Raw genomic sequence first — 13,459 nt, 5'->3', positions numbered from 1 at the left:
ATAAAAACCGGAGCCTTTTTTAAATGCGCACTTCTTTTTTTGTCTAGCTACGAACTCCAAACCAGGGACTTTCGCTTTTAATTCTAGGTATGTTTCTATTCAAAAGGGGGAAAATACAGTAATGGAGGGATGACAATGGACCAATACTTAACGATCGAAAAATTTAATAAGCTATTAACGAAATGGAACGGTAAAAAAGTACGGGTAGTCAAACAGGAAATCGACGACTGTGATGAAATGATTATCGACCTTCAGGCTGTCACCTATGAATCAAATCCCCACCGTCTGGATGAATACACCCCCCTTCATTCCCTACAACTGAATGGGACAGGACAAGTGGAAAACAGTGCACATAATATGGAACAGCTACCTTCTTCTGTTTACGAAATTCCGCTTGAGGATTCAGCGCTGTACCAATTCGATGGCTCCCGCTTTTCTTTAACAACGGACAGAGGTATTTATACTATTGAAGTAATCGAATAGAAACTGCCGTCAGCTTTTTCTATGCTGGCGGCAGTATGTTGCTTATATTAAAGCAGGTTTATTAGTAAAAAATTGCTTCATCGCATGGTAGACATCCTTTTTTTCTTTTAACACATAATGTCGGAACTTTTCGCTCGATATAGTGCTGTATGCTCGCATTAAGGTGGATGGGCGATTATAGCTATTCACTTCACCATATCCGAACATTTGCGATAGCTCCATAATTTCATTTACCAACCGAATACAGGTTGGATTATCAGACGTAATGTTTTCCCCATCAGAAAAATGAAAAGGATAAATATTATAGCTAGATGGTCTGTACGTGTCCTGGATTAGCTCTAAAGCCTTGTAGTAAGCAGAGGAACAGATCGTACCACCACTTTCCCCTTTAGAAAAGAAATCCTCTTCTGAAACTACCTTTGCTTCAGTATGGTGGGCGATAAACTCTATCTCTACTGTTTCATATTTGGAACGAAGAAAACGGGTCATCCAGAAGAAAAAACTACGTGCTACATACTTTTCAAATGTTCCCATTGAAGCACTGGTGTCCATCATTGCAAGTACGACTGCTTTGGACTCTGGCTTCGTCACCTCATTCCACGTTTTAAACCGCAAATCATCATTATATATTGGCATAATGCCAGGCCTTCCTTCTGTAGCATTACGCTTTATGGAAGTAAGAATCGTACGCTTCTTATCAATATTACCCATCAATCCTTTTTTCCGGATATCATTAAACTCAATTTTCTCAGTAATGATATTATCCTGATCCTTTTGTTCCAAGTCTGGCAGCTCCAATTCCGCAAATAATGCTTCTTCTAATTCTGCTAGGGAAACTTCTGCTTCATAGTAGTCAGTTCCTGGCTTATCTCCAGCCTTTTTACCCTGACCAGCACCATCTTTTCCTTTTTTATTTGGCTCACGGGCAACGACATCTCCAACCTTACTGTCTCCATTCCCTTGCCCAACATGTTTTGACTTGTCGTAATTATATCTGATCTTATACTCATCCAATGAACGTATTGGTATTTTAATAACATCGCGGCCATTCGACATAATGATACTTTCCTCACTTACTAAATCAGGGAGGTTGTTTTTTATCGCATCTTTTACTTTATCAATATGTCGTTTTTGATCTTGATAGCCTTTGCGATGGAGGGACCAGTTTTCCTGGGAGACAACAAAGGTTTCCTTTTTCTCCTGCATAACCTCTCCTCCTACTAACTTATCAAAGCAATAATGGCTTTCTCTATACTATGCAAAGACAACTTAATTATTGCATTTTTTAAACTTTTTGGACGCATTAATTGGATTGGGGTACTTTCTTGGTTGATAGAACCATATTCCTGGTCGATTGATCAGCGATCACAATCGATTAACGAGCATCTCTCTTCCAACATGTTATATTTTGAATATTTAAAAACAAATCAAACTCAGGTATTATATACTTATAAACCCAGTTCTCCATACCCTGACCTTTCGAAAGGAGTGCTAAGCTTGAACATCTTACTGCCTTCCTATAAGCGGATCCTCATAACTTGTTTAATTGCTTTTGTTGCCTATTTTTCCTCCCAAATGATTTTAACGAAAGTAGCAATTGCCAGCCCAGCACTTATTCCTGATCAGCACACGATCCAAGAAGGTTATGTGGTTTCAAAATCGTGGGATGGAATTTGGATTGCCAAGCAACCGGTAAGTGCCTCGGAGAGACTCACAAACCTTTTCACAGGCCACACAGATAGCATTTATGTAGAGAAACACCCTGAGATTGGAGCTAAACCCTTGTTTCACAATCTTAAAATTAACCAAAAGGTAAGAATATATAGTGATTACCTACAAGAATCAAATCCTCCCAAAACGTCAGCCTACTTTATAGAGAAGCTTTCCTAACTACATCAAACGAAAAAAGCTTCCTCCTGAAAGTAAATTCAAAAGGAAGCTTTTTTATTTTTTAAATATGTTCATTCTATCTTTTCTGTCGCTTTTCTTAACGATTCAACAAGCTTCCCACATACCGAAGTAGCTCATTGGCAGATACAGAGTTGTAGCCATGTTCGTCAATCAGGCGCGAAATGACCTCATTAACCTTTTTCAATTGAGACTCGTCTGGCGTTTTTGATGAGGTCGTAATTTTAACAATGTCCTTCAGGTCAGCAAATAATTTCTTTTGGATCGCTTCACGCAAACGATCATGAGAATTGTAGTCGAATCGTTTTCCTTTTCGAGCATACGCAGAAATTCGAATCAAAATCTCTTCCCTGAAAGCCTTTTTCGCATTTTCCGAAATACCAATCTGCTCCTCAATCGAACGCATTAACTTTTCATCCGGACTCATTTCTTCTCCGGTCAACTGGTCGCGTAGCTTATTCTTATTGCAAAATGCTTCTACATTATCCAAGTAGTTATCCATCAATGTTTTTGCAGATTCTTCATAAGAATAGACAAACGCTTTTTGTACTTCTTTTTTAGCAATTTCATCGTATTCTTTTCTTGCCACCGATATATAATTCATGTAATCTTCTTTTGCCTCATCTGAAATCGATGCATGCTGATCAAGTCCATCTTTTAACGCGCGCAATACATCCAATGCATTAATGGAAGGCACTTCTTTTCTAATAATGGCAGAGGATATACGGTTAATAACATAACGTGGATCAATTCCATTCATGCCCTCAACAGGATATTCCTTTTTTAATTCTTCTACATCTATCTGACTAAACCCTTCCACATTTTCCCCGTCGTATAGACGCATTTTCTTCACGATATCAACACTTTGTTTCTTAGAATCTTCTAATCGTGTCAATATAGAAAATATCGCTGCAACTCTCAGGGCATGCGGGGCAATATGGACATGCTTCATGTCACTCTCATTAATCATTTTTTCGTAAATACGTTCTTCCTGACTTACCCGAAGATTATAAGGAATTGGCATGACAATAATTCGGGAATGAAGTGCTTCATTCTTCTTATTGGAAATAAAGGAGCGATACTCTGACTCATTTGTATGGGCGACAATGAGTTCGTCAGCACTTATGAGCGCAAATCGTCCGGCTTTAAAATTACCCTCTTGGGTTAAGGAAAGCAGATGCCAAAGGAACTTCTCATCACATTTTAGCATTTCTTGAAACTCCATCATCCCTCGGTTTGCCTTATTCAATTCTCCATCAAACCGGTATGCACGGGGGTCTGATTCAGAACCATATTCTGCAATCGTAGAGAAATCGATGCTTCCCGTAAGATCTGCAATATCCTGTGATTTGGGATCAGAAGGGCTAAATGTACCGATCCCAATTCGTTTATCTTCCGAGAGAAAAATACGTTCTACCTGAACATCTTCAATTTTTCCATCATACTCTTTATCCAGTCGCATAGTATTTAATGGCGACAGACTTCCTTCTATTCTAATCCCATAGTCATCATAAAACTCCTCGCGTAAATGCTTTGGAATTAAATGCAGGGGATCCTCATGCATCGGGCAGCCCTTTATGGCATATACTGCACCTTCGTCCGTCCTTGAATACTGCTCCAAACCACGCTTAAGCATGGTAACAATGGTAGACTTCCCTCCACTGACCGGCCCCATTAATAATAATATCCGTTTTCGCACATCAAGTCGTTTCGCTGCTGGGTGAAAGTATTCCTCTACCAGTCGTTCAATCGATTCCTCTAATCCAAAAATCTCTTCCCCGAAGAAATGGTACATCTTTCTGCCATCTCTTTCACTTAAACCGGAGTGCTTTATCATATTGTACACACGCGAATGCGCAGTTTGGGCAACTTCTGGCCGCTCCCTTATGATTGCAAGGTAATCTGCAAACGTGCCTTCCCACTTCAATGTTTTCTCTTCCTCACGATACTGCTTCACTTTGTTTAGTATATCCATTAGGTTCCCTCCATCTAGGGCATGGTTTATACAGTTTATGCAGCAGGCTTATTCATCATGCCGGTTTGTTTTCCACAGGTTCATTCGTCCGCTTCACAGAACGGAAAACAAAATAGAAGTACAAGGAACCGACTAGGTAGAGACAGGCCGTAATCGTAAACACATTGGCATAGCCCCAATACGATCCATATTTAAGCACAATCCCGGTAGAAACAGGGCCCATAAATGCCCAACCTAAGTTGAACACCATCTGGTTTACTGAGTTCGCCAGGCCTTTCATCGAATCGTCCACCTGTGACATCATGAGCGAGGACTGAATTGGGTTCCCAGCATTCATTAAAGCTTGCCTGAATAAAAAACCAACCGTTGCTAACAGTAAATTATCCGTATAAGCGGTCAGCAGCAGGAACGGCAGTGAAAGGAGTTGTAAGGTGACAACAGCACGTACCTCACCCATCTTACTCACAACAAAAGGTCCAACAAACATGGCAATAGCCGTAGCCGCTTGACCAATGGAAATAATCAGACCAACTACAGAATTTGAAGCAGAAAACCTGTCGGCAAAATACAAGTTTAGATATGGAATAACAAGCCCGCTACCGAATCCAATTAATAACTGCGCAATGGCGAAAAGCGCGATGATTTTAAAGCCAAACTTATTTTCGCTGACATACTGCTTCATATTAAATTTCTGTTTCTTCTCAGGCTTCGGTTTACGTTGTTCGCTTAGCTTTAATATAGGAAAGAAGGATAGAAAATAAAACAAACTTCCAATAATTAAGGTATACCGAATACTTTGCAGATCTGTTGTTAAAAGGGAAAACAAATCGGTCAAGGTACCACCAAGAATACTTCCGATTACATTCGCAACCGTGACAAGTGCTGCATGCAGGCTAAACAGATGCACACGTTGTTTTAGGTCAGAGTTCTCGGCAAGCCATGGCACCGTGGAAACCTGTAAGAAGGCAGTGAAAATCCCTGTAGCAAAACCTGCTACAAGTAACAAAGATTCCAATTCTATAATACTCCGTAAAAAAAGCACCAGCCCCGCTGCGAGGATACCAAACCCCATAATGCGTTTTCGTCCCAATTTATCACTGAGAAATCCAGCTGGCACGAGAATAATCGCTGTAGCAAGTGCTGTTAGCGCGATGACCTGTCCATTTACATCCTGACTATAGCCAAGCTCCCGTATATAAAAGTTGTAAACAACCATAAAAATCCCCAGACCAACCTGGGAAAAGATATTTGCCAAAATAGCTAGTTTAATATTGTTATTGTATGTTTTGAATTGCGTTACCCATTCTTGAATAAATCGCATGATGTTCGCCGCCTTATTATTTCGTGTCCCTAAATATATTAGCCACAAATGATAGAAAAGTAAATATATAATGACTAGATTTACAGAAAATTATTTTTCACGATGGAGAAGAATCAGAAATTGTTAGGACCTATTAAAAAGGCAAAACAAAAACCCTGGCAGGCACCAGGGTTCGTTGTTCTTATATATTTTCGATAAACCGACGGATAACATCCACTCCACCAATCAATGTTCCAAGTGAGCTTCCTAAGTTAGTCAATAATATAACTAATAGCACACGGGTCACTTTATTATGGAAAAACCCCTTCACGGTAAATACGTCCTCAGTAAGGGTTTCAAAATCACCCACATTAGGCCTCTTGAAATACGCTTGTACAAAACCAGCAAACCACCCTGCAGCAAGCAGCGGGTTTAATGAGGTTAGTGGTGCGACGATAAAGGCAGTCAAAATAGCCAGCGGGTGTGCACGTGCGATGATTGCCCCAATAGCCGAAAGTGCGCCGTTCCATACGACCCAACTTATTGTTTGCTGCCAACCAGCAGTCGGATTAGCGATAAAGGTGTAGGCGATGACCGCCAAAATGATAAATGGAATGGTCCAGCCAATGACTTTGGGCCATGATGATTTTGCCGGAAGCTCCGTTAGTTTGTTTAAATCATGCTCCCGTTTTATTTCCTCTTTAATCCCTGGCACATGCGCTGCTCCAAGTACGGCAACAATTTTCTTACCAGGTGCATCCTTGATCTTTTGCGATAAATATTGATCGCGTTCATCAATTAAGGGGGTTTTTAACTCTGGAAAATGCTCTGTGAATTCATGAAGAATCGTATTAATCGTATCCTGGTTCTTCATCTTTTCCAGTTCTTCCTCTGAAATGCTTTCCTTACTAAATATGCCTGCGATTACTTGCATCAGTAAGGTAGCCTTCCCTTTAAGACCAATCCCCCGCCAAATACGAGAGAAGGTCGTTTGGATGTTGCGATCGGCAAGCACAAGCTCTGCCCCTGTCTCTTTAGCCGATTCAATCCCCTGGATCATTTCCTGCCCCGGATTAATATCAAACTGCTTGGCCATCCTTTTTTGGAATGAAGATATGGCCAGGTTCATCAATAACAGCGTGGCCTTCTTTTCCTTAATTATCTTAAAGATGTCCATATTACGCCAGCGATTTTCATCCTGAATGGATTGGAATCGCTGTTCATCCAGTTCCACACAAACGGCATCTGGGTTTTCTCTTTCAATAACTTCCTTCACTTGCTCTGCGCTATGTTTAGAAACATGCGCCGTGCCGATGAGGATAAATTCTTTCTCATCTATATGTATTCGCGTTATATTCTCTTCCGTCATGGGTTACCTTCCTTTTATTCCGTATAATTCCATTATACTTGAAACGAATTAAATTTTATAGAGCATGTTAACAAAAGCGTAAAGTGCCGTTAAAACAAAAGCAACCCAATCTGTATAGTACTTTTAAAAAATAACCCTTGCATTACAAGGTAAATGATATTATAATCACTGTATACCTTGTATAACAAGATATAGATGAATGAGGTGAGAAATACTTGTCCACAACACAAATGATGAAGGGGATTCTTGATGGGTGTCTGCTCTCGATCATTAGCGAGAAAGAGGTTTATGGATATGAGCTGGCAGAAAAGCTAGAAGGCTATGGATTTCATTCCTTTAGCGAAGGAACGATCTATCCTTTACTACTGCGCATGCAAAAGGAAGAGCTAGTAACATCTACATTAAAGAAATCCACAGCAGGTCCAAAACGAAAATACTATACCCTGACACCTAAAGGGGAACAGGAGGTAGAAAATTTCGTAACCAAATGGAGCGACTTACAAACAACGGTTAACAACGTTTTAAACAAAAAGATATAGTAAGAGAGGAGAAGTCATGTATGAAAGAAGTTATATTGTCCAAAAGAAGCCAGACATTTATTGAAGACTTGCGTGTTTATTTATTTTCCAGTGGAAAAAAGGAAGAGGAAATCGATGAAATCGTCACAGAGCTTGAAGATCATTTAATAGAAGCAGAGAAGCGAGGGAAATCCACCGAGGAAATTATCGGCAATTCACCTAAGACATACATGCAGCAATTATCAAACGAGATGAAGGTTGACTATAAAACATGGATAAAATACTTTGCCATTATTATAGCAGGAATTTTCTCCATTACCCTTTTGACAGATATACTTGATGGGCCTCTCGCATACTCCTTACTAAAAATTGGCGGCTCCTTTACAATTAGTATCATTTTTATCGTTCTAACGTTTAGTGTATTTAAGCTTGTATCATCGCGATCTCTTTCTTATGGTGTTCAAGGTCTACTTTTCTTCCTTTTGGCCAGCGTTCCTATGGGATTATTTATCGGACTCGAGTTTGCAGATAGATCGATTGCCACTCCAATAGTAGAGTTTGGTATAACTGGAACATGGATCGCTGGTGGTCTCATTGTTATTTTCCTAATCGGCGTTTCTATATGGGCTAAAACGCTAGTCCTACCAGTAATTACTGTCTTTCTCGTTCTTCCGGAATACTTGCTTGGGTTTACGAATATGACCGAAGAGGCAATCCTAATTTGGAGTACGATTATAACATTCTCAGGAATTGGTGCGTATCTTTTATACACAGCAAAAAGAAACAAATAGTTTATTAGAGGTGCTGCGTTTAAACAGCTCGCAGCACCTGGTCAGATAAGGTATACTTTAGAAGAACGACATTTGAGGAGTGATAACATGAGTAGATCAAAAGCACAAAAATATCGGCAAAAGCAGATAAGGGAAGGTAGACTTGATCCAGCAAAGCTACGCAGTCCATATACTGCGCTAGATCTCCAAACAAGAAAAACCAAGACCAAAAAAGACCATCTATATCGCACGAAACACCAGAATCGTTATCCAGATCATCAAGGAGACGGTTCTTTTTTATGCCTTTTTAAGAAAATCCCCTTACCTTTTACGAAACCCACACCCAACAAAAGATTGTAATTTCATATATTGGTAGAGAAAGCGTGCAAGGCGACCCTCTTTCGTATATGGATTGATTTCTTTAGCTAACCGTTCCATAAACACACGATCACACATACAGCTCGGACCACTATAACGTTTATAGCAACGATCGTGTTCTCGACATGCAGCATCAACCGCATTAATTGGCGGTCCCGGCCCGCTACACCCCGGACCACAGTATCTATATCCTTTCGGGAAACAAATCCCCCTGCAATTCCTCCCTTTCACCATTGCCACCTCCTTTGTACAAGGTATTCTATAAGGTTGCAAAAGGTATATGCAGCTTTCACACTTCTAGTAATTTTTAACAGATTATTTACACTAACTGTAAATTGGCTTAATAATTTGTTGCTATATTAAAGAGGCACTAAACATTTATCATGTGGAGGTAGAGTATGCTTAAAAAGTTTGCAACATTAGGTTTAACTGTCGGACTAGCTGCTGGGATTCTAAGTGGATGTGGAGATTCTGGAGAGGCAGAGGGATCAAGTAGCTACAAACCAGAGGAATTAACTGTTCAGTTCGTTCCATCTCAAAACGCAGATACATTGGAAGCGAAAGCAAAACCACTGGAAGAGTTGCTTTCCGAGAGACTGGATATCCCAGTTAAAGTTAGTGTATCAACCAACTACAATACAATCATTGAAGCGATGGACTCTAAAAAAGTTGATGTGGGCTTTTTACCACCAACAGCTTATGTACTAGCAAAAGATAAAGGTGCCGCAGAGGTAATGCTACAAGCGCAACGCTACGGAGTAGAAGACGAAACGGGACAACCAACAGATGAGCTTGTTGATTTCTATAAATCTATCTTTGTTGTAAAGAAAGATTCTGGCATTAAAAGTCTTGAAGATTTAAAAGGTAAGAAAATTGCCTTCCAGGATGTTACATCATCAGCAGGCTATGTTTGGCCGGCCGCATCACTGATGGATGCTGGACTGGATCCACTGGAAGACGTTGAAGGGATTACAGTAAAGGGGCATGATCAAGGAATTATCTCCGTATTAAACGGTGATGTTGATGCGGCAGTTGTATTCCAGGATGCACGTAACACGGTTGCTGGCGATTATCCTGAAGTATTTGATGAAACCGAGATTATTGAATTCACGGAAGGCATTCCAAACGACACTGTTGCTGTAAGATCTGATATGGATCAAGAATGGGTGGATAAGATCACCGAAGCATTTATTGACATTGGGAAAGACGAAGAAGGACATGAAATCATTAAAGAGATTTATACACATGAAGGTTATGTAGAATCTGAAGACAGCAATTTTGATATTGTTCGCGATTACGCAGAAAAGGTAAAAACGGAATAGCATTTACACCATCCACCTATATGTTTAAAACGTAGCCAGGCGATTCTTCGTCCTGGCTACCTATATCTAAAGAAAGTTGGTTTTAACATGATAGAGTTTCAAAATGTATCCAAAACGTATCCTAATGGCACAAAAGGATTGAAGGATATCAATGTTACCATCAATCCGAGAGAGTTTGTCGTTATTGTTGGTTTGTCTGGGGCAGGTAAATCCACGTTTTTACGCTCCATCAACAGATTGCATGAAGTTACAGAAGGTGAAATCTTTGTTGGAGGGACTTCTATTACGAAAGCAAACGGGAAGCAATTAAGGAGAATGCGGCGTGACATAGGCATGATTTTTCAGCAGTTCAATCTAGTAAAACGCACAACAGTTATAAATAACGTTCTATCAGGACGTGTTGGCTATCACTCTACCTTCCGTACCATGCTTGGCATCTATCCAAAGGCTGATACGGAGCTTGCCTTACAATCTCTTGAACGCGTTAACCTTGTAGATAAAGCTTATACTAGGTCTGATCAACTTTCTGGGGGACAGCAACAGCGTGTTTCAATCGCCCGCACACTTGCCCAGGAGGCAAAAGTGATTTTGGCTGATGAACCAGTTGCTTCTCTTGATCCATTGACTACAACACAAGTGATGGATGATTTGAAAAAAATCAACCAAGAGCTTGGCATTACGACTGTTGTAAACTTACACTTTATCGATATTGCCCGCCAGTATGCCACCAGAATTATTGGCCTGAATGCCGGCGAAATTGTTTTTGACGGACCTGTTGAAGAAGCCACAGATCAAAAGCTTGCAGAAATTTATGGCCAAAAGTTAGAAACCACCGAAGAAGAAGCAAAAGAGGTGCCTTATGTCGCAACTAGCTGAACCTTTACGTCCGACACCACCAAGAAAACTAAAGCTTTATTTCACCATTTTCCTATTGGCACTTTTTCTTTTTGCAAGTGCCCACCAAACGGATAGCACTTTTTCGGAGTTATTAACGGGGCTTCCAAATATGACGGGGCTCCTTGTGGATATGGTGCCACCAAACTGGGCCTATGTTGATAACATCACACCAGCAATGCTGGAAACAATTCGTATGGCTGTAGTAGGAACAACCATTGGAGCAGTGTTAGCAATCCCTATTGCACTTTTCTCTGCAAGTAACGTCTTTCAAAGCTCCTGGATTTGGTACCCGGTTCGATTTGTTCTTAACCTTGTGCGTACTATTCCTGAACTTTTACTTGCTGCAATCTTTGTAGCCATTTTTGGTTTAGGGCCATTGCCCGGAATTTTTGCATTGGGGATTTTTTCCGTGGGGATTATCGCCAAGCTGACGTATGAAGCAATTGAAGCAATTGATAAAGGACCATTAGAATCTATGACAGCTGTTGGGGCAAATAAGCTGCAATGGATTCGCTGTGCGGTCATTCCACAGGTTTCCGCCCACTTTATTACATATGTGCTGTACACCTTTGAAGTAAACATACGTGCTGCAGCAATCCTCGGCCTCGTTGGCGCTGGAGGAATCGGCCTTTACTACGACCGCACGCTTGGTTTCCTAGAATACGATAAGGTAAGTACGATTATTCTCTTCACTTTAGTCGTCGTCCTTCTTATTGATTACTTTAGTGGGAAGCTCAGGGAGAAATTACTATGAATCGACCACATAAACCGAAAAAGAAGATTGGATTATATATATTGATCTATGGAGCGCTCTTATTTCTCTATATTTGGGCGTTTTCCGGTGTCCCAATGGGTGGTTTTAAAGATACTGCCGGTCAGATCTCAAAAGCCATTTTCAGTGGGATTTTTTCACCAGACTGGGGTTATGTATACTTGCCTGAGGGCGAGGACCTGCTCCGTGGGCTGCTCGACACCTTAGCAATAGCGGTGCTGGGGACGTTTATATCTGCTATATTATGTATCCCGTTTGCCTTTTGGGCATCAAAGAATATGAATCGAGCGAGATTTACGACAGGTACTGGGAAATTTATGCTTAGCTTCATCCGTACTTTCCCAGAGCTAGTGATGGCGCTCCTGTTTATTAAAGCAGTAGGTCCAGGCTCATTTGCAGGGGTTTTAGCTTTAGGTCTTCACTCTATTGGAATGCTAGGAAAATTATTTTCTGAGGAAGTCGAAGCAATTGACCCCGGCCCATCCGAAGCCTTGGCGGCAACAGGTGCGAACAAAATTCAGACGCTACGCCTAGCCGTGCTCCCTCAAGTACTGCCGGGATTCATATCCTATACGTTATACCGATTTGAGATTAACCTGCGTTCGGCAAGTATTCTTGGCATCATCGGCGCTGGCGGAATTGGAACACCATTAATTTTCGCCATGCAGTCGAGAGATTGGGAGCGAGTGGGCATTATTTTACTCGGTATTATCGTGATGGTCGTGCTCGTTGATATGATATCAGGATTTTTGCGTAAGCGCGTTGTATAATTTTAATATTATAAGGAGCAGCCCCGGACGATGGCACTGCTCCTCTTCATGTGGGATTAACCCTCAAGCATTTCTAAAAATGCTGTCATAGAAGGAGAGACCCATTTATTTTTATGCATAGCGGTAAATATCCCCACCTGTTCACGTTGGGAGTTTTGTACTTCCTGCAGCTCTCCACTTTTCATGAAATCTTTCACTGTAAATGTAGGTAGCATCGCGTTTCCTAGTCCACAAAGAACACTTTGCTTGATGGCTTCAACACTGGGCAACTCAACTCGTGAAATAAACTCTTTTCCTACTCCCTTTAAATACTCCTCTACTAATGGCCGCCAACTGCACGTATATTCCGTTACAAGCATGGTATCTGGCATTGTTGCAGCATCAGCTGTAACGTGGATAAGTTCATCTTTTTTAATCAGGTTTGTTACTAATTCAGAAGGATTGAAATTTAACGTTTCGACCAAAATCGCTGCATCTACATCGCCTTTCTTTAATTGACCGGTGAGATTATCATATTGAATAGATTTCATAGTCAGCTCTACAAGTGGATACTTATCGCGAAATTTTTTGATGATCGTAGGAAGCCAGTAGATCATTAATGATTCACTTGCTCCTATAGTAAGCTGTCCAGATGGCTCTGAAGTGTTTTGAATGGCTTCCTTTGATTTAGCGTAGAGTCTAACGATATTCCCTGCATAGGGGAGAAATTTCTTCCCTGCTTCTGTTAAAACCATCTTCCTTCCCAGGCGATCAAAAACAGGTGTCCCTAATTCCTGCTCTAAGTCTTTCATATGCGCAGTAATCGATGACTGAGCATACCCCAATTCATCTGCTGCTTTTTTGTATCCATCCAATTCAACAATCGTTATAAAGGTTATTAACTGCCTAAGCTCCATTTTTCACACCTCCATATGTTCAATGTTATTGAACTATATTATCAAAAACATCCGTTTTACTGAACTATATATATACTATATGATGGAATTAGCAATAACAC

At 40.7% G+C, this 13,459-nt stretch carries 15 protein-coding genes; 9 read left to right on the top strand and 6 right to left on the bottom strand.

What is annotated here, in order from left to right:
- Window positions 1-135: 135 nt before the first annotated feature.
- Window positions 136-483 (top strand): protein YmzB, encoded by a 348-nt coding sequence (gene ymzB, locus AC6CHS_RS06615; protein WP_498235021.1) that lies wholly within the window; start codon window positions 136-138, stop codon window positions 481-483.
- Between the two features lie 42 nt (window positions 484-525).
- Here the strand turns inward: ymzB and yhbH are convergent, their stop codons facing one another.
- Window positions 526-1,689 carry a sporulation protein YhbH gene (gene yhbH, locus AC6CHS_RS06610; RefSeq protein WP_498235019.1) on the bottom strand — a complete coding sequence of 388 codons (1,164 nt, stop codon included), beginning with the start codon at window positions 1,687-1,689 and terminating at the stop codon, window positions 526-528.
- Window positions 1,690-1,980: 291 nt separating this feature from the next.
- Between yhbH and AC6CHS_RS06605 the strand changes: the two genes are divergently transcribed.
- Entirely contained in the window at window positions 1,981-2,373 is a 393-nt protein-coding gene (locus tag AC6CHS_RS06605; RefSeq protein ID WP_498235017.1) for a DUF3221 domain-containing protein, read from the top strand.
- Between the two features lie 97 nt (window positions 2,374-2,470).
- Here AC6CHS_RS06605 and AC6CHS_RS06600 read toward each other — a convergent pair whose 3' ends face one another.
- From AC6CHS_RS06600 to AC6CHS_RS06590, 3 genes are all read right to left on the bottom strand, one after another.
- Window positions 2,471-4,366: a PrkA family serine protein kinase gene (locus AC6CHS_RS06600; RefSeq protein ID WP_498235015.1), complete on the bottom strand. Its 1,896-nt coding sequence runs from the start codon at window positions 4,364-4,366 to the stop codon at window positions 2,471-2,473.
- 55 nt (window positions 4,367-4,421) lie between these two features.
- Window positions 4,422-5,687: an MFS transporter gene (locus tag AC6CHS_RS06595; RefSeq protein ID WP_498235013.1), complete on the bottom strand. Its 1,266-nt coding sequence runs from the start codon at window positions 5,685-5,687 to the stop codon at window positions 4,422-4,424.
- A 181-nt stretch (window positions 5,688-5,868) separates the two neighbouring features.
- A complete protein-coding gene (locus tag AC6CHS_RS06590) occupies window positions 5,869-7,035 on the bottom strand; it encodes a TraB/GumN family protein (protein WP_498235011.1) in 1,167 nt (388 codons plus the stop codon).
- A 230-nt stretch (window positions 7,036-7,265) separates the two neighbouring features.
- Between AC6CHS_RS06590 and AC6CHS_RS06585 the strand changes: the two genes are divergently transcribed.
- From AC6CHS_RS06585 to brfA, 3 genes are all read left to right on the top strand, one after another.
- The gene (locus tag AC6CHS_RS06585; protein ID WP_498235685.1) at window positions 7,266-7,574 is read left to right on the top strand and encodes a PadR family transcriptional regulator; all 309 of its coding nucleotides are present in this window, start codon (window positions 7,266-7,268) and stop codon (window positions 7,572-7,574) included.
- Between the two features lie 20 nt (window positions 7,575-7,594).
- On the top strand, window positions 7,595-8,344 hold the full coding sequence (locus AC6CHS_RS06580; RefSeq protein ID WP_498235010.1) for a DUF1129 family protein: 750 nt from the start codon (window positions 7,595-7,597) through the stop codon (window positions 8,342-8,344).
- Between the two features lie 87 nt (window positions 8,345-8,431).
- Window positions 8,432-8,683, top strand: coding sequence for a ribosome rescue factor BrfA (gene brfA, locus AC6CHS_RS06575; protein WP_106898252.1), 252 nt, complete (start codon window positions 8,432-8,434; stop codon window positions 8,681-8,683).
- Here the strand turns inward: brfA and AC6CHS_RS06570 are convergent.
- Window positions 8,645-8,935 carry a phospholipase gene (locus AC6CHS_RS06570; protein WP_106898253.1) on the bottom strand — a complete coding sequence of 97 codons (291 nt, stop codon included), beginning with the start codon at window positions 8,933-8,935 and terminating at the stop codon, window positions 8,645-8,647. The two genes, brfA and AC6CHS_RS06570, sit on opposite strands and share 39 nt — an antisense overlap.
- A gap of 164 nt (window positions 8,936-9,099) precedes the next feature.
- On the opposite strand from AC6CHS_RS06570, the gene AC6CHS_RS06565 reads away from it, so the two are divergent.
- From AC6CHS_RS06565 to phnE (AC6CHS_RS06550), 4 genes are all read left to right on the top strand, one after another.
- Window positions 9,100-10,023, top strand: a complete 924-nt coding sequence (locus tag AC6CHS_RS06565; RefSeq protein WP_106898254.1) for a phosphate/phosphite/phosphonate ABC transporter substrate-binding protein — start codon at window positions 9,100-9,102, stop codon at window positions 10,021-10,023.
- 87 nt (window positions 10,024-10,110) lie between these two features.
- Window positions 10,111-10,899, top strand: coding sequence for a phosphonate ABC transporter ATP-binding protein (gene phnC / locus AC6CHS_RS06560; protein WP_498235008.1), 789 nt, complete (start codon window positions 10,111-10,113; stop codon window positions 10,897-10,899).
- Complete coding sequence (gene phnE, locus AC6CHS_RS06555; protein WP_498235006.1) at window positions 10,883-11,674, top strand: phosphonate ABC transporter, permease protein PhnE; 792 nt, start codon at window positions 10,883-10,885, stop codon at window positions 11,672-11,674. Before phnC ends, phnE (AC6CHS_RS06555) begins: the two co-directional genes overlap by 17 nt.
- Entirely contained in the window at window positions 11,671-12,462 is a 792-nt protein-coding gene (gene phnE, locus AC6CHS_RS06550) for a phosphonate ABC transporter, permease protein PhnE (protein WP_498235004.1), read from the top strand. Before phnE (AC6CHS_RS06555) ends, phnE (AC6CHS_RS06550) begins: the two co-directional genes overlap by 4 nt.
- A 56-nt stretch (window positions 12,463-12,518) precedes the next feature.
- Here phnE (AC6CHS_RS06550) and AC6CHS_RS06545 read toward each other — a convergent pair whose 3' ends face one another.
- The gene (locus AC6CHS_RS06545) at window positions 12,519-13,358 is read right to left on the bottom strand and encodes a LysR family transcriptional regulator (protein ID WP_498235002.1); all 840 of its coding nucleotides are present in this window, start codon (window positions 13,356-13,358) and stop codon (window positions 12,519-12,521) included.
- Window positions 13,359-13,459 lie beyond the last annotated feature (101 nt).

The organism is Oceanobacillus sp. GQ8, assembly GCF_059758495.1.
This window is presented reverse-complemented; position numbering and strand designations above follow the sequence as displayed.